13 protein-coding genes are annotated in these 21,724 nt (G+C 61.4%); 4 read left to right on the forward strand and 9 right to left on the reverse strand.

The features are described from left to right. Positions 1 to 52 precede the first annotated feature (52 nt). Together EP30_RS07550 and EP30_RS07555 are read right to left on the reverse strand one after the other, a co-directional pair. Complete coding sequence (locus EP30_RS07550) at positions 53 to 1,570, reverse strand: Hsp70 family protein (RefSeq protein ID WP_140557487.1); 1,518 nt, start codon at positions 1,568 to 1,570, stop codon at positions 53 to 55. Between the two features lie 94 nt (positions 1,571 to 1,664). Then, on the reverse strand, positions 1,665 to 2,876 hold the full coding sequence (locus EP30_RS07555; RefSeq protein ID WP_140557488.1) for a hypothetical protein: 1,212 nt from the start codon (positions 2,874 to 2,876) through the stop codon (positions 1,665 to 1,667). A gap of 449 nt (positions 2,877 to 3,325) precedes the next feature. On the opposite strand from EP30_RS07555, the gene EP30_RS07560 reads away from it, so the two are divergent. Both EP30_RS07560 and EP30_RS07565 read left to right on the forward strand, forming a co-directional pair. Next, a complete protein-coding gene (locus EP30_RS07560) occupies positions 3,326 to 3,856 on the forward strand; it encodes a hypothetical protein (RefSeq protein WP_094663141.1) in 531 nt (176 codons plus the stop codon). A gap of 1,182 nt (positions 3,857 to 5,038) precedes the next feature. Next, positions 5,039 to 6,463 carry an MATE family efflux transporter gene (locus EP30_RS07565; protein ID WP_181160842.1) on the forward strand — a complete coding sequence of 475 codons (1,425 nt, stop codon included), beginning with the start codon at positions 5,039 to 5,041 and terminating at the stop codon, positions 6,461 to 6,463. Positions 6,464 to 6,944: 481 nt separating this feature from the next. On the opposite strand, the gene EP30_RS07570 is transcribed toward EP30_RS07565, so the two are convergent. From EP30_RS07570 to EP30_RS07590, 5 genes are all read right to left on the reverse strand, one after another. Beyond that, on the reverse strand, positions 6,945 to 8,804 hold the full coding sequence (locus EP30_RS07570; protein WP_140557489.1) for a protein-PII uridylyltransferase: 1,860 nt from the start codon (positions 8,802 to 8,804) through the stop codon (positions 6,945 to 6,947). A gap of 191 nt (positions 8,805 to 8,995) precedes the next feature. Beyond that, a complete protein-coding gene (locus EP30_RS07575; RefSeq protein WP_094663137.1) occupies positions 8,996 to 9,334 on the reverse strand; it encodes a P-II family nitrogen regulator in 339 nt (112 codons plus the stop codon). A gap of 1 nt (position 9,335) precedes the next feature. After that, positions 9,336 to 10,628: an ammonium transporter gene (locus EP30_RS07580; RefSeq protein WP_094663135.1), complete on the reverse strand. Its 1,293-nt coding sequence runs from the start codon at positions 10,626 to 10,628 to the stop codon at positions 9,336 to 9,338. Between the two features lie 616 nt (positions 10,629 to 11,244). Next, positions 11,245 to 12,552 carry a signal recognition particle-docking protein FtsY gene (gene ftsY, locus EP30_RS07585; protein ID WP_375137744.1) on the reverse strand — a complete coding sequence of 436 codons (1,308 nt, stop codon included), beginning with the start codon at positions 12,550 to 12,552 and terminating at the stop codon, positions 11,245 to 11,247. Between the two features lie 496 nt (positions 12,553 to 13,048). Then, positions 13,049 to 13,375, reverse strand: a complete 327-nt coding sequence (locus EP30_RS07590; RefSeq protein WP_140557491.1) for a hypothetical protein — start codon at positions 13,373 to 13,375, stop codon at positions 13,049 to 13,051. Between the two features lie 200 nt (positions 13,376 to 13,575). Here EP30_RS07590 and EP30_RS07595 point away from each other — a divergent pair, with 200 nt between their 5' ends. Together EP30_RS07595 and EP30_RS07600 are read left to right on the forward strand one after the other, a co-directional pair. Further along, positions 13,576 to 14,364, forward strand: coding sequence for a TetR/AcrR family transcriptional regulator (locus EP30_RS07595; RefSeq protein ID WP_181160843.1), 789 nt, complete (start codon positions 13,576 to 13,578; stop codon positions 14,362 to 14,364). 405 nt (positions 14,365 to 14,769) lie between these two features. Next, positions 14,770 to 15,819, forward strand: a complete 1,050-nt coding sequence (locus EP30_RS07600; RefSeq protein ID WP_140557493.1) for an alpha/beta fold hydrolase — start codon at positions 14,770 to 14,772, stop codon at positions 15,817 to 15,819. 210 nt (positions 15,820 to 16,029) lie between these two features. Here EP30_RS07600 and EP30_RS07605 read toward each other — a convergent pair whose 3' ends face one another. Further along, positions 16,030 to 18,369 carry a YhgE/Pip domain-containing protein gene (locus tag EP30_RS07605; protein WP_140557494.1) on the reverse strand — a complete coding sequence of 780 codons (2,340 nt, stop codon included), beginning with the start codon at positions 18,367 to 18,369 and terminating at the stop codon, positions 16,030 to 16,032. Next, positions 18,369 to 21,266 (reverse strand): YhgE/Pip domain-containing protein, encoded by a 2,898-nt coding sequence (locus tag EP30_RS07610; protein ID WP_181160844.1) that lies wholly within the window; start codon positions 21,264 to 21,266, stop codon positions 18,369 to 18,371. The genes EP30_RS07605 and EP30_RS07610 overlap by 1 nt, the downstream gene beginning before the upstream one ends. Positions 21,267 to 21,724: the final 458 nt, after the last annotated feature.

The raw sequence follows: 21,724 nt of genomic DNA on the forward strand, positions 1-21,724 counted from the left end.
ATTGTCGTGACGCCGCAGGATCCTGTGCAGCATCATGGCTGTCCGTCCGTTCCTATACCTGAAATTCGAATCCATCGCCGGAGATCCGGGTCTTCCCCTGCGTGACATGACCATGTTCGTCCCTGGCCTCAAGCTCCAGCAGCCCATCGGTGTTCAATGTCATCGTCACGTTGACCCTTGTTCCTCTGGGCATTTTCACGCCGAAGTCAAACTTCACCTCGAGTATGGCCTTATCGCTGAGCGAGTTATATACCTCGCTGGTCTCGGCATCCTCATCGGTTTCGAATACGAGAATCCTCATCTTCGTACCGTCGGCGTGCGTGACGTATGTGTCGACGCCGGTCGCCGGCAGTACCATGCCCTTGCGAATCTGATTGGAGATGATCCATCTGTCGGAACCCATGTGTTCATGGGCGCGAACGCCGTACGACAGAGGAGCCCGGTCACGCAGGAACGAATTGTCACGCGCGTTCGGGTTGCAATGTTGCGCATAATACGCGGCACCGGACACCACCGCATATTCGGGATGCTCCACAATGACCGGCAGATTCGGAAACCGTCGTTGCATGGCTTCCTTCACCTGTGGCATGTTCGACGATCCGCCAACGCAGACGATGCGCTGCACCTGACCGCCGTCCACCTTGGCAATCACCTCGTCCACTTTGGCCATCGTCCTCTCCAGAAGATCGCGGGTGATTCCCTCGAATTTGGCGCGGGTCACATCGATCTCATACGTTTCCCCGTTCGACAGGCACAGCACGGATGTCGCCGTATCTTTATCCGACAACTCCCATTTCACCTGTTCGGCGGCGTTCCGAATGCGGTTCCGGTCCATCGGAGATAGTTCCAACGGCCCATATTCGCGTTCGCATTCCTTGATGAGATATCGTTCCAAACGATTGTCCCAGTCCAGGCCTCCGCAACGTTCCATCTCGGAAGCCAGCACATCGAATCTGGTGTCCTTACTACCGTCGGCTGCGACCATGGCAACGTCACACGTACCACCTCCGAGATCGTAGACCAGCACACGAGTATCGTCGTTCAGGCTTTGGCGGAAATGGTCGAGCGCCGCCGCCACCGGCTCCTTGATCAGTCCGATCACGTTCAGTCCCGGGCCGCCTTCCTCCAGTGGCAGACGCGCCGCCTGACGGATGATCTCCTTCTCCATATCCGTGAACTTGGCCGGCACCGACAGCACTACGCCCTCGATCCTATCGTCGAAACCGTTTTGCGCCCCTACGCTGATGGCAAGCTTGGCCACCTCCTTGAGGATCGCGGCTGTGATCTGCACCGAACTGAACTGTCGTCCATCGATCATGCGCGCGGCAATGCCGCCTTGCTCGTCGAGGAGCTGGAGTTTAATCGCACGCACCACCTGTTCTGACTCTTTGCCGTAGGCTCGTTTCTCGGCCTCCTTGCCGGTGAGCACGCCGCGCTCTCGCCCGTAGTAGAACACTGAAGGCACGGCATAGTCGTTTTGCCGCTTGAATACCGTCGTGCCGGTGCCCAGTTCCTCGTCAACGGCTGCGGCTTCGGAGAAACTCGTACCGAAATCAATGCCGATCTTCATGTCTTGTTCCCTGTCCTTCTCTTACTTCGCATCGTGTCTCTGGCGGCATAGCAACGTCGCTGCCTCGTCCGGACTTACGGTCCTCGGTCGTCGTTCAGCGTCCTACGGCAAGCACGACGAATTCCTTGCGATTCAATTGTGCGAACTGATCGGAATGAAATCCCGGTGCCACGCTCATGGAGACCGTCGCGGTATCGGGATTCATAGTCTCAACGGTCCCGCCGACGACACCGTTGATCTCGTGTAGCTCTGGATCATACGACGTTCCCGGCTGAGAACGAACCACAGTGACGCCACACACATTCAGCTGGCGCTGCACTGTGTTCCGAATCACACGAAGGGCTTCCACGGCCTTGAGATAGTCTCCGTCTGGAGATGGGACCCCATTCTCGTTTTTGCCTGCGAGCGCTTTGCGTTGGTATTCGTACTGTCCGTCGAGAAGGGTGTAGATTTCGATAAGTTGCCGTGCGTGCGCAATGGACTCCTCAACGATGTAATGGTCCTGAAAATCACGCATGCTCTTGACAAGGTCGCGGGCGCTGCCCTGCATCTGCCGCATGGTGGTCTGCCATTCGGTTTGCGTGACATTCCACTGTTCGACGAGAGTCCGCGCATTCTGCGGTTCGACGGTAGGCTGCGCCGAAGCATCGCGACGGCGCGGCTTGCGAAGAGGCACCGACTCCGGTTCCTCAGCCACCCTCACCGTCGGGGCATCGCCGGGCGTACATGTACCCATCCGATCGTCCATCAGTCGCACAGTGGACTCGTCATCATGACCGGCGCGGGACACACGAGTCGTCACACCGTCGGCATGGTGGTCACGGCTCGTCAGTCCTTGGCTTTCACACAGTTTCCGCAATGCGGCCATCAACGACATACCGTCTCGGGTCTGAGCTCGGTTGTGCCGAGATAGCTGTTGGAACATGTCGACGAAGCAGCGCGTCCATTCATCGGAGGTGACCGCCCCGGTGAACAGATACACGATATCGTTAGCGTGGCTGCCGGTGTTGAGAATCGCGGAGGGGTCCGCCCCGTTCCACTTCTGGTACAGGCCGTTGAGCAGATAGTACAGGTCAAACGCGGTCGGCTGCCATTGCGTCGGCACCGATTCATTCCGCATAAGCAGATACGCGCTCTTGAGAATGCTGAAGCTGAACTCATTCACATTCCGGCCCTCATGCCATGCATGCGTCTCGCGATCCATTGCCTCGATCACAGATCGGAGGCGAGCGATCCGATCGCCATTGGCGGACCTGTCCAATGGCTGGTTGGCGTAGACCTTTCGGGCATCCTCATAGATCCGCATGCTTCCTTCCGGGGCGGCCTTGTCCTCTTTGACTCCCCGTAACATACCGAACCATGCCATGATCACGCCCTCCCGTGCGTCCGGACATCCGTTTCATACCAGCCTCATGCAGAAAAGTCGTTACACCATCATTTGACTTCGGAGCAATAGGGAATAGGTCGATATGATGATTTCGACGATATCACAGATAGGCATCAAAGATGCCCCCGTTCGTTTTCATGGAACATGATGACCACTATGGGACATGATCTGCACGCCGAGATATCTCTTTTTTGTGCCTGTCCCCTTGAGATGCGGATCCGATACCCATCGGTGGCAGAAAAGTACCGCGGTTTGTGCGGGCCATTACTATGGGAATTAACAACAGCGGTCATGCGGACGACGGCGAAGATGCCCGTCGTTCCGTTGCCGGCACACGGCCGGCGCGACTGCAGGGGGAAGGAGCCAACATGGCATTTTCATCCGCACTGTACGCACGAGTCAAGGAATACCTCGATTCTGACGGACTGCACTACGACGAGTTCCCGGACGAGGGTCGTTTCCAGTTCGGCATCAACATTCATTCCAAGGTGCGTAACGTGACTGTACGTATCTTCGTGGATGAGGACAACTTCAGCGTGGTCTCATTCCCGCAGTTCGGCGGCGATCCGCAGGATCCGGAGAACATGCACGCTCTGGCCGAGTACACCGCCCGCGCCAACTACGGTCTGGTGCAGGGCAACTTCCAGATCGACTTCCGTGATGGAGAGCTCCGTTACTGGAGCGCCATGCTCACCGATGACAACAACCTGCCGTCGATCCACACGATCGGTCGCGTGGTGTTCGTGGGAATCATGATGTGGGAGCGCTACGGCGACGGCTACCTCAAGGTGGGCCTGGCCGGCGTGGACCCGGAGACCGCAGTCAATGAGGCGGAGAACCCCCAGCCGGCCGCCCCGCAGGAGCCCTCCCCCACCACCATCGACCCGGAGATCCTGTAAGGTCTGCGGTCATGTGAGGTCTTGCGAGACCGTGAGGCCGCTGCAAGTGTGAGGTTGCCGCAAGCCAGACGCGTGCGAACCGCGGTTATGTGCGACCGCGATTTCGCGCGCCCGCACATTGCAGGGGAAACTGCGCATCAGTTTATTGCGACGGTCTCCGTCACCAGCACTCGCGGCAATCACAGCACTCACAGCGTTAGCAATATTCACAACGTTCCAGCACTTACAGTCATAAATCCGCAACGTATTAGACACCCGTGAGGCCTCGATTCTTGGCGAATAGAGGCCGTGCGGGCGTTTTCGTATCCGCAGATCTGACAACGACCGGACCGGAGCTTGGTTGTGAACATGGTAAGCGTGCACGGATCCAGTGTGGAGTAAGGCAGCGGGCACCGAGGTATCGCAGCAGGTATTGGTATGGGACTGAACGGGGATGGCATGTTGCGTTTACCGGTGCGTAACCTTGAGCGGAGGATATCCCCAGTCGTACACCGACTTATCCACCGGTTGTGGATAAAAATCGTAAGTTATCCACATTTTGGGCGTGTCCCCGTGGATAATTCACCCACTTTTCCACATCATGGGGATAACTGTGTGGAAAACCTGGGGATAATTCACCGACGTCACCTATCGAAGTTGCCAACATCCAAATATATGGTATTGGGCGCTTCGGGATAAAATCTAACATTTCTTATGTTCGGTTTTTCCTGTTTGATTTGTACGCTGTTGCGGTTGTCGATGACGGCTGAACCGATGCCTATATGGGACTCGCTGTGGATGCGTGCGGGATATAAGACGGAATATATGCGGACGACGATCGCGGTATGCGAGAATGGCGCAGCGTGACGGCGGGTCGCTCTGCAGGAGCGCTCAGCAAGGCGTCCGGCAGGGGGACAGCAGGTAGCAGGACGGCAGGGCGCGCGACCATATGGCAATATGCCGATGCATTGGGTCAGTGCGATGAACGGATCAGCGTGACATGATCTCCTCTGCGGCATGCTCTCCGCTATGACATGATCCTCACGGTCGGTTCCAGCGGCAATTGTTCACTCATTGTTACACGGTCCAGTCTGATGCGAGGACCGGTCCAGTCCGGGACACGATCCAGTCCGGTACGCAGTCCGGTAATACCATGGGCGGAGCGACGATCACGAAGAAATACGGCCTAGCGGGAGGGGAGACATGATGCGGGAAGGGAAACCTGACGAACCGGAAACGGAAGCACGGGCAGAAACCGGAAACAACGCCGGGCGAACGACGGACCAGGACCCGACATCGAAAGTCGAACCGGAAACGGGAACCGCACGAAAACTGGCGGCGCTGGCCATCCCCACGTTCGGACAGTTGATCGCCGAACCCACGTTCATCCTCATCGACACGGCCATCGTGGGACATATTGGCGACGCGTCGCTGGCAGGACTGTCCATCGGGTCGACCATCATTCTCACCGCCGTGGGCCTGTGCATATTCCTCGCCTACTCCACTACGGCGCAGGTGGCGCATCTGCTCGGCGCAGGCCGAAGGCGCGAGGGACTGCAGGCCGGAATCGACGGTCTCTGGCTCGCCCTGTTGATCGGAGTAGCGCTCGGAGTAGCGCTGTTCGCGTTCGCCGAACCTCTTTGCCATGCGCTCGGAGGGCGCGGCGACGTGCTCGACCAAGCAGTCACCTACACCCGGGCCGTGGTGCTCGGCGCCCCCGGCATGCTGCTCGTCTACGCGGCCAACGGCATCTTCCGCGGCCTGCAAAAAGTACGGATCACTCTGATCGCGGCGGTCAGCGGAGCCGTGGTGAACACACTGCTCGAAGTCCTGTTCGTGCTCGTATTCGGCTGGGGCATCGCCGGATCCGGATCGGCCACGCTGATCGCGCAATGGTTCATGGGACTGTTCCTGGTCGTACCGGCGGTGCTGTGGGCCAAGGCCGACGGCGTCACACTGCGGCCACAACTCGCCGGAATCATGGCGGCCGGCGGGGACGGACTGCCGTTGTTCATCCGCACGCTCGCCATCCGCGCGGCCATGGTGATGACCGTGGCGAGCGCCGCACGCATGGGAACGCACGTACTGGCAGGATTCCAGGCCGTGAACTCGTCGTGGAACTTCGCCATGAACATGCTGGATTCCGTGGGCATCGCCGGGCAGACGCTGGTGGGCGCGGCACTTGGCGCCCGCGACTGGAAGCGTGCCCGGGCCCTGACTCGCAGCACCGGGCATGCCGGAGCCGTGGTGGGGCTTGGCGTGGGAATCGCGTTCGCCGTGGTGGGGCTGGCGGCGGGACACTTCTTCTCGCCGAATCCGCAGATCCAGCTCCTCACCGCCGTGGGCATGGTCACCATGGGCGTGTTCTTCCCGCTGCAGGGATGGATGATGGCGCTCGATGGCATCCTGATCGGCGCGCGCGACTTCCGGTATCTGGCCGCCACGTGCACCATCACCGCCGTGGCCTACATCGTGGCGCTCGGACTGCTGGTCGCGTTCGGCATTCCGCTGATTCCCGGCGATGTGGCACGCACTGCCGTGCTGTGGCTCGCCTTCAACGTGGTGCTCATGGGCGGTCGTGGCGTGGCCAACGGCCTGCGCGCCCGATCGGACATCTGGATGCGGTAGCCGCCGCGGGCTAACACCCACACCCATACCCACTCATGCCCACACCCACACACCCACGGTAGTGTGAGCCTCCAACCCGTTAGTGTGAGCTCACACTAACGGCACATGGCTTCAAAACGTTGAAATTCCAACACCCCCCATTTTTAGTGTGATCACACTAAGGAATTGGCTCGCACTAACTGGCTCGCACGACGCATCGATGCGTAAAACAAGCACCCAACGCCAGCTCCAGTGCTTGTTTGACGTACACACGCGGCAATCAAACACCGGAGATCATCCTCGATGCTCATCGGACGTACGTATACGTCATACAGGCATCGGGGAAGCGGCACAGTACTCGAACGACGCACATGTACGTAGAACAAGCATCGGGGAACAGCGCCGGTGCTTGTTTTGCCGTACGCATGCAACAAACAAGCACCGGAGACCCCATGTGGCGCTTGCATGCTCTGCGCACCACATGCACTCACGCCCCTGCCACTCACGCACCAGCAGCGGCACGCGCCGCGGCGGCGGCACGGGCGCGCGCGGCGGAATACATGGCACCCACCAGCGCGGCACGCCACTTGGACCAGCCGTACTTCTTGGTGATGGTCTCCCCCGCCGTGGCACCCAGCGACGACCCGTCGGCACGCGTCAGGTCGAACAGCATGTCAAGCATGAGCGGATCGTTCCCCAGCCGCGCGGCCAGCTCATCCACAGCCGCATCGTCATCCGGACTCCTGCCGGACGCGAAGTCGGACAGCGTCAAATGCTCACGCACCAGCGTGGTCGTCATGTCGATCTGATCCTGCGGGAACCCCATACGTTTCATAATCACCGGCACGTGACGCGCGCCCTCCGCCGCATGATCGACGATACGCGGGCGCTTGCCGATGTCGTGCAGAACGCCGGCCATGAGCAGCACCGTGTAATGCTCGTCGTCGTAGCGCTCGCCGGTGGGCGACGTGCGGTCGAGTCGTGACGTCACCTCGAGCATGTGCCGGTCGATCGTGTACCGGTGCACGGCGGACACGGACGGACGGTTGCGGATGCCCAGCCATTCGGGGATCCAGCGGCCCGGAATATCAACGAAATCAAGCTCCTCCCACGTGCGCAGCAGCGCCGGTCCGGTGGCGAGCAGCCGTACGAATGCCGACCGGCTGTCGTCGTTCCAGTCGCGGTCGTGGATCGGGCAGCGTTTGAGATTGGTCAGCGTACCCGGCGCGATGGGCAGATCGTTTTCGGCGGCGGCCACGGCCACGCGCAACGCGAGCGTGCTATCCGCGCTGGGGTCGACGCCGGGCGCGAGTACGGCCTCGCCCTCATGCCGGGCCACGCCGGGCGCGATGATGTCGAACGTCGGCGCTTCACGACGTCCGCCACCGCGCGGCTGGAAGATCTGGAAGAACGAGAATCGCGGCTGTTCGTGCGTGAGCGAATGCGCGGCACGCGACGCCGTGGAGTCCAGAGCGAACGCGATGCGACGACCGTATCGCGCCAGCATGGTCTGCATGTTTTCGATGGATTCGGCGGCCCGCTGGTCCTCGTCGGGAATGGTCGGATCGCTCAGGCCCATCATGCGTGCCACGTCCACCTGATAGGCGGGCAGCAGCATATTCGTATCCTTGTTTGCGGCCAGGTGGATGCAGTCGCGCACGTCGAGCAGGTGTTCCACGGCGTCGTCGTAGCTGCCGTGCGGGCGGTCGGCCAGCCATGACGTGGCAAGCGCGGAAACGAGGACAGTGTCGCGCAGACCGCCGCGTGCCTCCTTGATGTCTGGCTGATTGAGGTACGGCAGCTGGCCGAACCGGTCGAATCGCTGCTTGGCGGAGTCGGTGAGTTCGGGCAGGCGTTTGCGTGCGGCCTTGCGCCAGCGTTCGAGGATCGAGTCGGAGGTTTTGCGGATCAGTTCGGTGTCGCCGGCCACGGGCATCACGTCGAGCCAGCCCATGGCGGCGGGCAGATCGCTGTCGGTGACGGCTTCGCATTGCTGACGTGTGCGTACGGAATGGTCGAGGTCGAGTCCGGAATCCCACAGCGGATACCAGAGTTTGTCGGCGAGCGTGGTCACATTGTGGTCGTTGATCGCATGCGGATCGTAGATGATGACCAGATCGAGGTCGGAGCAGGGGCCGATCTGTCGTCGGGCGAGCGAGCCGACCGCGGCGAGTCCCACGCCGTGATCCGGGGCGTCGGCACCCATGGATGCGATGGCGTCCGACCAGAGTTGCCGTAATGATTCGAGGACGATCTCCACGCGGGCGGCACGTTTTGCCGCGCCGTTGCGGTAGACGCCGTCGTCGTCGGGCTGGCTGGCGGCCACCAGTCGTGTTTTGAGCCCATCAACCGCAGAAGCCAATTGCTCTCCTTAGAACGTAAGAACTGAGAAAATCGTGAGGGAAATCACGATGACAATCACAACAAACGAAAACGGATGGAATGGATATGGAAAATATGGAATGGATATGGAAAATCCCCGTGGCGGACGAGCCGTCACGGGGACTGTTTTCATCAATCAGAGCGGTGTGGGAACCGTCCTGAAATCCTGGATCAGATCGCGGCGGAACCCGTTTCGCCGGTACGGACTCGGGTGACCGAGTCGAGCGGGGCGACCCAGATCTTGCCGTCGCCGATGGTGCCGGTGCCTGCGGCCTTGGAGATCACGTCGACCAGGGTCTCGGCGTCGGCGTCGTCGGACAGCACCTCGACGCGGATCTTCGGGATCAGGTCGACGGTGTATTCGGCACCACGGTAGATCTCGGTGTGGCCGCGCTGACGGCCGTAGCCGTTGGCCTCGGAGACGGTCAGACCGTGCACGCCTGCGGCGGCGAGCGCTTCCTTGACCTCGTCGAGCTTATGAGGCTGGATGATTGCGGTAATGAGCTTCATTTCACTTCACTCCCTTCAGGATGGAGCTGGCGGTACCAGCGAAATCGTAAGCACGCTCACCCTGATCGGCCAAGTCGACACCGCCGACTTCCTGGGCCTCGGTGACGCGCCAGCCGACGGTCTTCTCAAGGGCGAAGGAGATGATCGCGGTGAGCACGCCGGAGTAGAGGATGGCGACCAGTGCGATGACGATCTGCACGAGCAGCTGCTTGTAGTCGCCACCGGCGAACAGGCCGGTGCCTTCGCCGAAGAAGCCGATGAGGATGGTACCGGTGAGACCACCGACGCCGTGCACGCCGACCACGTCGAGCGAGTCATCGTAGCCGAGCTTGAACTTCAGACCGACAGCGAAACAGCAGAGGATACCGGCGATGAAGCCGAGGACCATGGCCCACAGCGGGGAGACCACATCGGCGGCCGGGGTGATGGCGACCAGACCGGCGACCATACCCGAAGCGGCGCCCATGGCGGTGTAGTGGCCGGAGCGGATCTTCTCGGTGAACAGCCAGCCGAGCGTTGCGGCGGAGGTGGCGGCGGTGGTGGAAACCCACGTGTAGCCGGCAACGCCGTTGGCGGCGAAGGCGGAACCGGCGTTGAAGCCGAACCAGCCGAACCACAGCAGGAAGGCACCGAGCATCACGAACGGAACGTTGTGCGGACGGAACGGCTCCTTGGCGAAGCCCTTGCGCTTGCCGATGATCAGCACGGTGACAAGAGCGGCGGTTGCGGCGTTGATGTGAACGACCGTACCACCTGCGAAATCATGCGCCGCGGCGCCGATGGCCTGGGAGATGGCGCCGTCGGGAGACAGCAGACCGTGGTTCCACACCATGTGGGCCATAGGAGCGTATACGAACGTGATCCACAGGGCCACGAAGATCATCCACGTGCTGAACTTGATGCGCTCGGCGAGGGCACCGGTGATCAGCGCGACGGTGATCATGGCGAACGTGACCTGGAATGCGACGTTGATGCTCGGCGGGTATGCCGCATCGGCACCGCCGTCAACCGAGCCCCAGACGCCGTCGGTGGCGACCATCGTGTCCTTCAGCAGGAATCCGGTGGCGGGATCACCGAAAATACCGCCGATGTCAGTGCCGGCGTAGGCGATCGACCAGCCCCAGAACGTCCACACGACGCCGGTCACGGCCAGAGCCGCCGTGGACAGCATCAGCATGTTCAGCACGGCCTTGGCACGAACCATGCCGCCGTAGAAGAACGCCACACCAGGCGTCATGAGGAAAACCAAGGACGCTGAAGTCAACATCCATGCTGCATTGCCTGCGTCACCCATGTCTACCTCCCTCTCTGCAGGTCGCTCGGCCCTGCACGCGCCGGCGATCCTGTTCATATGAGCCGGGCGAACCCGACTGAAAGTAACCTATTTCGACTTTCATGACGTGTGACGATCGGTATGCGTTGTGCGCGGTCGATGTCGCAAGTCGGGTCATGAAAGCCAACGGTTGTATGAAACGACGCTTGGATTACCCGCTCGATTACATAGTGTTACGGAGGTGTTAACCGGAACTGAGACCGTTACATAGGCTCAGACTATGGAAAACGCAATGGCACCATGGCGTTCACCACGATATTCGGAGGAGTTGGGGGGGGCGAGTTCGGGTCCGTGACCCCAATTGCTATTTGTTATTTCGCGTTCTGTGCAGTCCAGCACCTACGCCGACATCAATTTTCGAGTTCTGAAGTAATTACGGCTCTTTGCAGAACTTGGAGATTGCTGATATCACCTCATTCCGGCATCGGGCCCACACAGCCACTGTCACAAGGCTGGATACCGGTTATAGCTGTCGTCGGTCCCTGGCCGGTGAAATGCAAACGTCCCGTTCACGAAGGACTGGTGTCGCTGTGAACGGGACGTTGGTGTTGAAAGGGTCCGGGCCAGGAACCCCGGCTCAGCCGAGGATGCCGTCGACGAAGCCTTCGGGGTCGAACGGGGCCAGATCGTCCGGGCCTTCGCCGAGGCCGACGAGCTTGACCGGCACGCCCAGCGCCTTCTGCACGCTGATCACGATGCCGCCCTTGGCCGAACCGTCGAGCTTGGTGAGCACGATGCCGGTGATGCCGATCACCTCGGCGAACACCTTGGCCTGGGTCATGCCGTTCTGGCCGGTGGTGGCGTCGAGGACGAGGAGCACCTCCTCCACGGGCAGCGTCTTCTCGGTGACGCGGCGGATCTTGCCCAGCTCGTCCATCAGATTCGACTTGTTCTGCAGACGTCCGGCGGTGTCGATGATGAGCACGTCGGCGTTCTGCTCCTTGGCGACCTTGGCGGCTTCGAACGCGACGGAAGCCGGGTCGGCGCCGTCCTTGTCGCTGCGGACCACGGGCACGCCGACGCGGCTGCCCCACGTCTCGAGCTGATCGGCGGCGGCGGCACGGAATGTATCGGCGGCACCCATGACCACCTTCTTGTCCTCGGCCACGAACAGACGGGCCAGCTTGCCGGCGGTGGTAGTCTTGCCGGTGCCGTTCACGCCCACCATGATGATGACGGACGGGCCGGCGCCGGTCGGACGGGGGCGGGAGGCGACCAGCGAGCGGTCCATGTCACGGCCCACGAGGTCGAGCAGCTTCTCGCGCAGCATGGCGCGCACGGCCTCCGGGTCCTTTTCGCCGGTGATGCGGGCGTCCTTGCGCAGCTCGTCAACCAGCTGTTCGCTGGCTTCGGCACCCACGTCGGCGAGCAGCAGCGTATCCTCCACGTCCTCCCAATCGGACTCGGAGAGATTGTCCTGCGTAAGAATGGAGAACAGGGCCTTGCCGAACGGGTTCGCGCTCTTGGCCAGACGGGCCTTGAGGCGTTCGAAGCGGGATGCGGCCGGCTCGGGCTTGGCGACGGGAGCGGGCTTGGACTCCGGGGCGGCGGCAGGCTCGGATTGGGGAGCCGCTTCCGATTCCGGCTCAAGCTCAGGCTCGGCCTTCTCAACTGCGGCCGGCTTGGTGGCCGGGGCCTCGGATTCCTCGGTCTCAGGCTCGGATTCCTCGCGAGCTTCGGCGGCGGATTCATCAGCCGCCTTCTTCTCCGCCGTTGCGGCGGACTCGGCCCGGGCCGCTGGCGTCGGCTCAGGCTGCACGGCCGGAACCGCCGGTGCCGGGGCCTCGGCGGGAGCGCCCTTCTTCTTCATTACCACGGCAACAACGGCCGCAATGATCACCACGGCGACAACGCCAAGGATGATCCACAATGTCATTTGATCCATGCCTTCACCCTAACATCGGCGGAAGAAACACCCGACCGACCGATTCGGCTAGTTGACGGCGAATCCACGTCAGACAAAACCCGGCCACGCCCAACCGAAGCCCGGTGCCCTGCGTCTTTGGTGCCAACCTTCGAGTTCTGTGCGGATTCAGCCCCTGTGCGGACATCAATCTTCGAGTTCTGTGCGGACAACGGCGGGAAAACGAAGTATGAGTCTTGAAATTCCAACGCCTCTACTCAGGTTTTCCTGTTCTCGACGCACAGAACTCGAATATTGATGTCTGCAAACCCCCGCAATCCGCACAGAACTCGAAGATAGAACCCAACCCCTAGAATCCGGCCCCGACGTTCAGTCCATATTGCCCACGCGCACACAGCTGAGCCGAATATCGATGCCCGGAGAAACACGCACCCATGGTCGCGTCTGGTTCACTGCACCGTTTCACTGCACCGTTAGTGCTAGCGCTCTATTAGCGCTCTATCGGATCGTTCTGGCCCTACTTGCCGTCGCCGCCCTCAGGCCCATCATGCTCATCGAGCCCATCGGCACGACGCATGCCATGGACCTCCACCACGGAGGAATGATTCACATACACCGGCGTCTCGGACGTGGACTCATGATTGGAAGCCCCCCGCTTCGCGTCACCCGACGGCTGAAACGCCACCTTGGTGCTCACCACGCGCGGCTTGTGTTCCTCGTTCCGCTTGTCGTAGCTGTAGAAGAAGTCAGTACGGTGCGCATCCTGTCGGGCGTAGCGCAACACGGCAACAACGAGCACGGCGACAAGGACGATCCAGAACAGAAACACGAGGAGCATGGGCATAGGATTAATTCTCTCAGCAGCCGCGACTTTTCCCCCGTCAACACCCATAATCATCGCTGATTGTCTACATCCCGAGACAAACGTGGAATCACATCCCCCTACACCCACCAAAACCTCTGACATCAGACCAGTATTCACACCCCCATCCACCCGCGTCAAACCGGCGTGAAACACTAAAGATCATGAGCGGAACAGGCAGAATGACGGCATTGCAGAGGCGCGAACAACTCATCACCGTAGGGCGCTCGCTGTTCGCGGCCAAGGGGTTCGAGGCAGTGAGCGTGGAGGAGATCGCCGCCACGGCCAAGGTCAGCAAACCGATCGTATACGAGCATTTCGGAGGCAAGGAAGGGCTGTACGCCGTGGTGGTGGACCGCGAGATGCAGACGCTCACGGGCGCGATGATGGACACGCTCGCCGCGCCAGCCCAGGGCTCGCGGCAGATCGTGGAGAACGCGGCCATGGCGTTCCTCAACTACATCGAGGAGCACACCGAAGGATTCCAGGTGCTCGCGCGCGATCGGCCGACCACCGATCCGTCCGGCTCGTTCAACTCCCTGCTCGGCGACGTGAGCATCCGCGTGGAGGACCTGCTCGTGCGCGCGTTCAAACGGCACAAGATCCCCGCCAAGGGCGTGCCCTACTACGCGCAGATGCTCGTCGGCCTCATGGTGTTCACCGGCCAGTACTGGGCCACGCATCGCAAGATGAGCAAGGAGCAGCTCGCTGCATACATCGTGAACCTGGCATGGAACGGCCTGTCCCGCATGGAGGCCAAACCCCAGCTGCGATACGTGGGCGACGCCGACCGCCGGAAGCGTCGCGACGAGTCGACAACGGACGGTCGCGAAACAGACGACCACGAAGACCATGAAACGAACAGCCCCTATAGCGGGACCGACGACGGCGCTGAAAACGTCAGTACCACCGAACACATCGACGCCAACCCCGATTACAACGACACCTCGACTCACACAATAGACGAATAGACGACGTTCCCGCACGGTCTCGTCTCGGCGATATTGCAAGGATTCTCTTTCATCATGTCGTGCGGAACGACGAACAATCCGGTGTGCGGACAGTCAGGCAGTCGGGCAGTCGGATACGTGCGACGGGAATGTCGATCCTATCCGGCATTCCCGCTGAAATGAGAGGAATAAGAGGGCTGGGTTCGCCGCATACAGGACACCACGGCAACGCTTCCCGTTGAACTGAAATGCCGGCTTTCGCATATTCTTGTCAACTTCCTACCAGCGGGAAACGGGAAAACGGTTCCGGCACCCAAGACCCAGCACAATCCCACAAACAAGGACCTGGTTCCCGATCGCCCGTCCATAAAACAACTCATGGATGAAATCCGACGGCATGTCAGCCCCCACGGTAGGCTCGAAAGCATGGAAGTGCAGTTGATCGACGACCGTCATTACGCCGAAACCATGGACCGGACCGTGTTGCCCGCACTGGCCGCATGCCGCAGGGAAGGATGGATGGAGCCGTCGCACGCCCATACCATTCCGGCACCGACGCCCGGCAAACTACACTACGTGTGCTACGACTCCGCCAAATTCGACGCCATACGGGAAAACGGCGCCACGGCGACATTCCGCGGCGCGGTCGTGATCTCGCACGGATTCACCGAATTCGCGGAACGATTCGCGGAACTCGCCTGGTATCTGCTGCTCGACGGGTTCAGCGTGTGCATTCTCGAACATCGCGGTCACGGATACTCGCCACGCGACGTGGACAACGAAAGCCTGGTGTGGATCGACGACTGGCACCGATACGTGGACGATCTCGCGAAGTTCTGCTCCACCATCGGTCAGGACTACGCGCTTGGACAGCCGATCTACCTGTACGGGCATTCCATGGGCGGAGGAATCGCGGCGGCGATGTTGGAACGCTATCCCACGATCATCGACAAGGCAGTGCTCAGCGCGCCCATGATCGCACTGAAATCCGGCATGCCGCTCTGGATCGCGCCCACGGTGGCGGAACTCGCCTGCGCAATCGGACTCGGGCAGCACGCCGCGCCCGGGCAGAAGGCGTTCAGCGAAGACTTCGACGAGGACTTTTACCGCACGCTGAGCCTGCCGCGCGCTCGCTGGGTGCACGATCTGCGGCTCAAGCATCCGGAATATCACACGAGTGCGGCCACGTTCGGCTGGGTGCGCGAGGGACTGCGCATGTACAAGTCGATCATGCGGCAGTCGGCGTGCGAGCAGGTGGAGACGCCGCTGCTGATCTTCCAAGCGGAGAATGACACGTACGTGCTGCCCAAGCCGCAGAACAAGTTCGCGGCGCAGGTGCGGGCCGGCGGGTGCCCGGTGCAGCTGGTGCGGCTGGTGGGGTCGCGGCACGAAATGACCACCGAGCGCAACGAGATCATGCAGCAGTATGTGAAGCGCATCCTTGAGTTCCTGCATACGCCGCTGACGGAGGAGTAAGACGCGTTACGTGGGCCGCGTGCGTTACGTGGGCGTTAGCCGGGCCGTGCGCGGCCCACGTAACGTATCAACAAATCGTTGGAATTGCAACGTTTTTACCAACTGTTACGTGGGCCGCGCACGGCCCACGTAACGTGACCGCGGCCCACGTAACGCAACTGGCAACCAGCATGCGGCCCACGTGATGCACCGACACGGCCCACGTGACGCCTACATGAGTTTCGTGCTTTCGAGGTTGCGGATGATCCAGTCGTTGAGGCGGATCACGGGCTTGCGCAGCACCAGTCCCAGCAGCAGCGACGGCACGATGAACGCGGCCAACAGCGCCGTCTCACGCCAGAACTCCGCGCCGAACGCGCCCGCCATGGCCGCATGCATGGCCGCGATGCCGTGCGGGAACGGCAGGAACGGGTAGAGCGCGCGGAACACCGGCGGCAGCGTTTCGATCGGGAACGTGCCACCCGAACCGGCCACCTGCATCACGAGCAGCACCACCGCGATCGCCTTGCCGATATCGCCGAACGACAGCGCCAGCGTGTACGTAATGTTGGAGAACACGATCGCCGCCACCTCGCACACGAGCAGGAACTGCAGGGGATGCTCGCTCTGAATGCCCAAATAATACAGGTCGCCAAGTCCCACCAGCGCGCCCTGCAGCAGCGCGAGCAGCATGAAGAACAGATAGCGTCCGAAATACTGCTGGTGCAGACGCAGTCGCGGCGCGCCCGTGGCGGCGAGCACCTCCTCACGCCCGCGGTCGCTCATGGCCACCTTCATCATGGCGACGAGCACGATCGACCCCACCCAGATGGCGAGGATCGTGTAGAACGGCGCCATGGCCGAACCGTAGTTGGCGATGTGGTAGACGGCCACGCGGTTCACGCTCACCGGCGACGACAGCAACGTGGCAAGCGCTTCGGGGTCGAGATTGGCGAGCTGATCGAGTTGCGCGGACGTCAACGAATCCGTGGACGAGGACAAGTCCCCGTTCGAGTCGGACTGCGTACCGTTCGCGCCGTTCGCGCCGGCATCACCGGTTCCAGTTCCGTCCCCACTCCCTGCGATCCCCGCGATCTGCTTGCCCAGCTCGTGCATGCTGTCCCCCGCCGAGGCGAGTCGCTGGGTGGCACTGTCGAGGATCTTGCGGATGCCGGCGATCGACGTGTCGGCGCTGCCGGAGACGTTCTTCAGATCGTTCACCGTGGCGCTCACGCCGTCGGCCACGCCGCGGGTCTGCGAGCTCACGGTGTCGATGGAGTCGGCGAGCGCGGCAAGTTTCGGCTTGAGACCGTTGTCGTATGTGTTGCGTACGTCGGTGACGGATTTCTTGGCATCGGCGATCTGGTTCTTGAGATCGTTGCGTTTGGCGGTGACGTCGTCGCTGGTGCCGTTGATCGTGCCGGCGGCGTTGGAGAGCTGTCCGGCGAGATCCTTCTGCGCCTTCTGCGCGTTGGTCACGGCGGTGATGGCGTCGTCAAGCGCGGTCTGCACATCGCCGTTCGCACCACCAGCACCACCCGAACCACCCGAACCACCCGAACCACCGGTCGCGTTCTTCATATCGTTGAGCGCGTCGATCAGCGACTGATATCCGTCCGCCGCACTGGACACCTTGCCGGACAGATCGGTCAGCTGCTTCCCCGCCTCGTCCGACTGCGTGCCGATCGCGTCGAATGCGGTGTCGATCTGACCGCTCACCGAATCGTAGCTTTGCTCACTGCGACTGAGCGCCGCACTCAACGTGTTCGCCGCACCGGACAGTGCGCCATCCAGCGATTTCACGCCGTCCTGCGCCTGATTCAGTCCGTTTTTCGCGTCGGCGACCGCACTCCCGGACGAGTTGATCAGGTTCGACGTGGAGTCGATGATGCCCTCGGTCGCGCCGAGCAGTTTCGAATACGACGCGGTCTGCGCGGACGCGGACGCGAGCTGGTCGCCCATCGCGTTGATGTGCCCGGTCGCGTTGGCCACATAATTCTGCATCTGGTCGCTTTGCGCGTATTTGGCGAGCGTGGTGGCCAGGTCGAGTCCCACCTGTCCGATGGTTTTGGCGAAGGTGCTGTCGATCTGATTGGTGATCGTGTCGGCACCTTCGTCGGTGACGTGCGGCGCGATGGCGTTGATCTTCTCGTTCGTGTAGTACTTGAGTTTCGCGTGCTTCACCTTGGGCGAGAACAGGGTCATCATGTCGGCGCTGAAGCTTTCGGGAATCACGATGGCCGCGTAATAGTCGCCGGAGCGCACGCCGTCCTCGGCCTTGTCGGGGTCGGTGAACACCCAGTCGAGCTGATGGTTGGCGCGCAGCGTGGAGATCACGGTCTCACCCACGTTGATTTTCACGGGAATGAGGTCGGATTGGTATCCCTTGTCGGCGCTGGCGACGGCAACTTTCAGACTGGCGGTGTTGCTGTACGGATCCCAGCTGGCGGCGATGTTGAACCATGCGTACAGCGATGGAACGATCACCAGACCCATCGTCACGATCACACCGATCACGTTGCTGACGGCGTTGCGCACGTCACGGATGAAGATCTGCAGGATGTTGCGCATCAGCGGGTCTCCTTTCCGTCGTGAGTGCCGTTCGCATTGCCGTCGCAAGTGCCGTTTGCACCGCCATGACCGCTGCCATGCGATGCGGCCGTACTGTCATGCACACCACTGTCATGCGCATCGTCGATCGGCTCGCCGGGCGTGGCCTGCCGGGCGGCACGCAGTGCCTTGAACACATCGTCGTTCTCCGGATCATCCGCACCCGAACCCGCACCGGCAGCGTGCGCACCCGCACCAGCCGAACCAGCACCAGCCGAACCAGCACCACCGGCCGTATGCGCGCCGTGATGTCGACCACCCAAATCCGGCAGTGACGGCATCGGCGGAATCGGCAACGACGGCAACGGAATATGGAATCGACGGGACATCGCCTTGCGCAGCGCATCGCTGTCCATCGCACTGATGCCCAACTGACGCGCGAAGCTTTCATACATGTATTCCACGACGATCAGATAGATGTCGATGAGGATGATCGACGTGATCCACGCGGTAAGCATCACGATCTTCGACTCCACGCTGAACATCAGCACCAGGAACAGGGCCGGCAGCACGATGATCAGCGCGAGTCCCGCACGGATCAGATGCGGATACAGCTTGAAGAAGCGGTGCGCGCGGCGGCGGATCTGCGGACGGACCTCGTCCACGCCCATGAGCAGTTTGATCACCGACGTGAGCTTGAACCGTTCGTTGAGCATGTTGTTCTTCTCGGCCACCATCAGATCCGTGGCGCCGAGGCGACGGTCGAACAGCGCGTTGAGGTTGAGCAGGTACGGGCGGGCCACGAGTCCGAGCATCAGCGCGCCGGCGAGGAACCAGAGCAGCGAACCGAGATCGTGCCAGTAGTGCGAGCCGTATGCGCCGCCGATCGTCTCGCGCATGGCGTTGATGCCGTAGGTGAACGGCAGGAACGGATAGAGATTACGGAAGAAGTCGGGCATCATTTCGATCGGATACATGCCCGACGATCCGGGGATCTGAATGATCACGAGGATCACGGCCACGGCCTTGCCGATGTGCTTGAGCGATGCGGCGAGCGCGTAGATCACGTTCACGTAGACGAATGAGATCACGAGTCCGGAGAACACGAACGCCACCGGATTCTTGCACTGGATGCCGATGATCAGATCGCCGATGGTGACGATGAGCGCCTGCATGAGGCCCACGCTGACAAGCAGCAGTCCGCGGCCGATGTAGGCCTGCATGGCGTTGACGCGCTTGCCGTGGTTCAGGCCTCGGTTCAGCCCTTCCTTGTCGACTTCGAGCTTGTAGATGGCGATGAGCACGAATCCGCCCACCCAGAGCGCCAGATTCGTGTAGAACGGTGTGACGGCCGAACCGTAGTTGGCCACGGGGTACACGGTGGTGGTGACGAGGTTGACGGGTGAGGCCATGAACGCGCCGGCCTCGGTGGCGTTGAGGTTGAGCCGGGTGTTGAGCTGCTGCCAGATGTCGGAGCTTTCGAGTGCGGCCAGATCGGTGCTGGTGGTGTCGAGTCCGGTTTTGACGTCGTTGAGGGATTTGCTGGTGTCGGAGAGCGTGGATTTGGTACTGGTGAGCGTGGATTTGAGTTGTTTGATGATGGTTTGCGTCTGGCCGATGGTGGAGTTGAGTCCGCCGAGTGTGCCGCTCATGCTGCCGGCGGACGCGGAGAACGAGTCCATGGCGGCGAGGAGTGACGGCATGACGGTGGTGTTGAGGCTGCCGCGCGTATCGGTGAGCGTGGCGACGCCGTTCTGGGTGAGAGTGGTCACGCCGTTGGCCATGCTCTGGGTGGCGGTGAGGCCGGAGCCGGTGATGGTGGAGGCGCTGTTGCGGAAGTTGGTGGCCTGATTCTGCTGGTCGGCGAGCTGGTTGTCGAGCTTGTCGAGTTGGTCGAGGATGTTCTGTTTCTGTGCGGCCGGGAGGCTGGCGCTGCTGACGGTCTGCCGCACGTTCGAGATGGCTTGTCGACCTTGGGAGAGCGCGGAATCCTGGCCGTTCAGCGTCTGGTCGATGGTGGTCTGCACGGTGGTGAACCCGCCGCTGATGCCGCCCGCCGCGTTGTTGGCCGAGACCTCGAGTCCGCTGAGGTTGCCGGCGGCGGTGCCGAGCGTGGAGTCGAGGGTGTTGGCGAAGCCCAGCGATTCCTTGCGGGTTTCGCCGAGCGCGGTGTTGGCGTTGGCGAGGGCGGTCTGGGTACTGGTGAGTTGGCTGGTCAGCGCGGTGAGTGTGGTGTTGGCGTCGTCGAGCGCCTTGGTGGAGGCGTCGATGGTTGCTGCGGTGTCGGTCATCGCCTTCTGCGCGTCGGTGAGGTCGGTGGCGGCCTGGTCGAGATCGTTGTCGATTTTGGTGCGTGCGTCGCCGGCCTTGTCGCTGGTGTTCGCGGCGGCTTGTTTGATCGCGTTGACCACGGTGGTGGCGACGGTGGAGATGAAGGTCTGGTTGACCTGTTCGTCGATCGTGCTGGCACCGGTGTCGGTGATCTTGGGAGCGATCGCGTTTTTCTTTTCGTTGACGTAATAGGTGATCCTCGGCTGGCCGGAGCCTTCGATCGTGTTGACGAGTTGCGCGCTGAAATCCTTGGGGATCACGATGGCGGCGTAGTATTCGCCGGATTCCACACCGGCCTTGGCCTGGGTTTCGCTGACGAACCGCCAGCCGAGATCATGATTGGTCTTGAGTTGCTGTTCGACCTGTTCGCCGGCGTTGAGTTTGCCGACCAGATCGTTGTGGGTGCCGGCATCCGTATTCGCGACGGCCACCTGGATGTTGCCGGTGTTCGAATATGGGTCCCAGTTGGCGACGATGTTGAACCACGCGTACAGGGATGGGATGAGCGCAACGCCGAGCGTGATGACGATGGCGACGGGATTTCTGAGGAGTCGAAGAACGTCTCGTGTGAAAATCCGCCCGATCATGCGCATCTACCGCCTCCGACCATCAGTCGCTTCGGCCATCTGCCGTTCGCATCGGATGATGACGATGATTGGGTGTGACGGCGCGGGCGGTCGGCCCAGCAGTCGCCGGCCCCGTAGTCGCCAATCCAAAGTCAGTATAATTCCACAGGCCGGATCGAGGTGGGCCCGATTTCGACTCTCAGCATGATTCGTCGATTCTCTTGACACATGGGCATCAGGTGTTGATTTGCGGGCGGGGCGGCAAGCGATCATGCTGTCACACGGGCCGGGTGCCCACGATAGTCGGTCATAAAAAACATTGAAATTGCAACGTTTTCAGACTATTGTCACACGGGCCGCCCGTCCCACGTGACGCGCCTCGGCCCACGTGACGCAATTTCATACAGTCATACGGCGACCGGCACACCACATCCCACATCCCAAAATATGCCCACATACCGAACACCGCTCTCCCTTAG

Source organism: Bifidobacterium sp. UTCIF-39, assembly GCF_006408715.1.
Classification (GTDB): domain Bacteria; phylum Actinomycetota; class Actinomycetes; order Actinomycetales; family Bifidobacteriaceae; genus Galliscardovia; species Galliscardovia tissieri.

Excerpts from the sequence above, each read along its gene's own strand:
- ftsY (WP_375137744.1), bottom strand. The coding sequence starts at position 12,552 with ATGGATCAAATGACATTGTGGATCATCCTTGGCGTTGTCGCCGTGGTG.
- EP30_RS07580 (WP_094663135.1), bottom strand. The coding sequence starts at position 10,628 with ATGGGTGACGCAGGCAATGCAGCATGGATGTTGACTTCAGCGTCCTTG.
- EP30_RS07610 (WP_181160844.1), bottom strand. The coding sequence starts at position 21,266 with ATGATCGGGCGGATTTTCACACGAGACGTTCTTCGACTCCTCAGAAAT.
- EP30_RS07605 (WP_140557494.1), bottom strand. The coding sequence starts at position 18,369 with ATGCGCAACATCCTGCAGATCTTCATCCGTGACGTGCGCAACGCCGTC.
- EP30_RS07555 (WP_140557488.1), bottom strand. The coding sequence starts at position 2,876 with ATGCGGATCTATGAGGATGCCCGAAAGGTCTACGCCAACCAGCCATTG.
- EP30_RS07595 (WP_181160843.1), top strand. The coding sequence starts at position 13,576 with ATGACGGCATTGCAGAGGCGCGAACAACTCATCACCGTAGGGCGCTCG.
- EP30_RS07590 (WP_140557491.1), bottom strand. The coding sequence starts at position 13,375 with ATGCCCATGCTCCTCGTGTTTCTGTTCTGGATCGTCCTTGTCGCCGTG.
- EP30_RS07575 (WP_094663137.1), bottom strand. The coding sequence starts at position 9,334 with ATGAAGCTCATTACCGCAATCATCCAGCCTCATAAGCTCGACGAGGTC.
- EP30_RS07565 (WP_181160842.1), top strand. The coding sequence starts at position 5,039 with ATGATGCGGGAAGGGAAACCTGACGAACCGGAAACGGAAGCACGGGCA.
- EP30_RS07560 (WP_094663141.1), top strand. The coding sequence starts at position 3,326 with ATGGCATTTTCATCCGCACTGTACGCACGAGTCAAGGAATACCTCGAT.
- EP30_RS07550 (WP_140557487.1), bottom strand. The coding sequence starts at position 1,570 with ATGAAGATCGGCATTGATTTCGGTACGAGTTTCTCCGAAGCCGCAGCC.
- EP30_RS07600 (WP_140557493.1), top strand. The coding sequence starts at position 14,770 with ATGGAAGTGCAGTTGATCGACGACCGTCATTACGCCGAAACCATGGAC.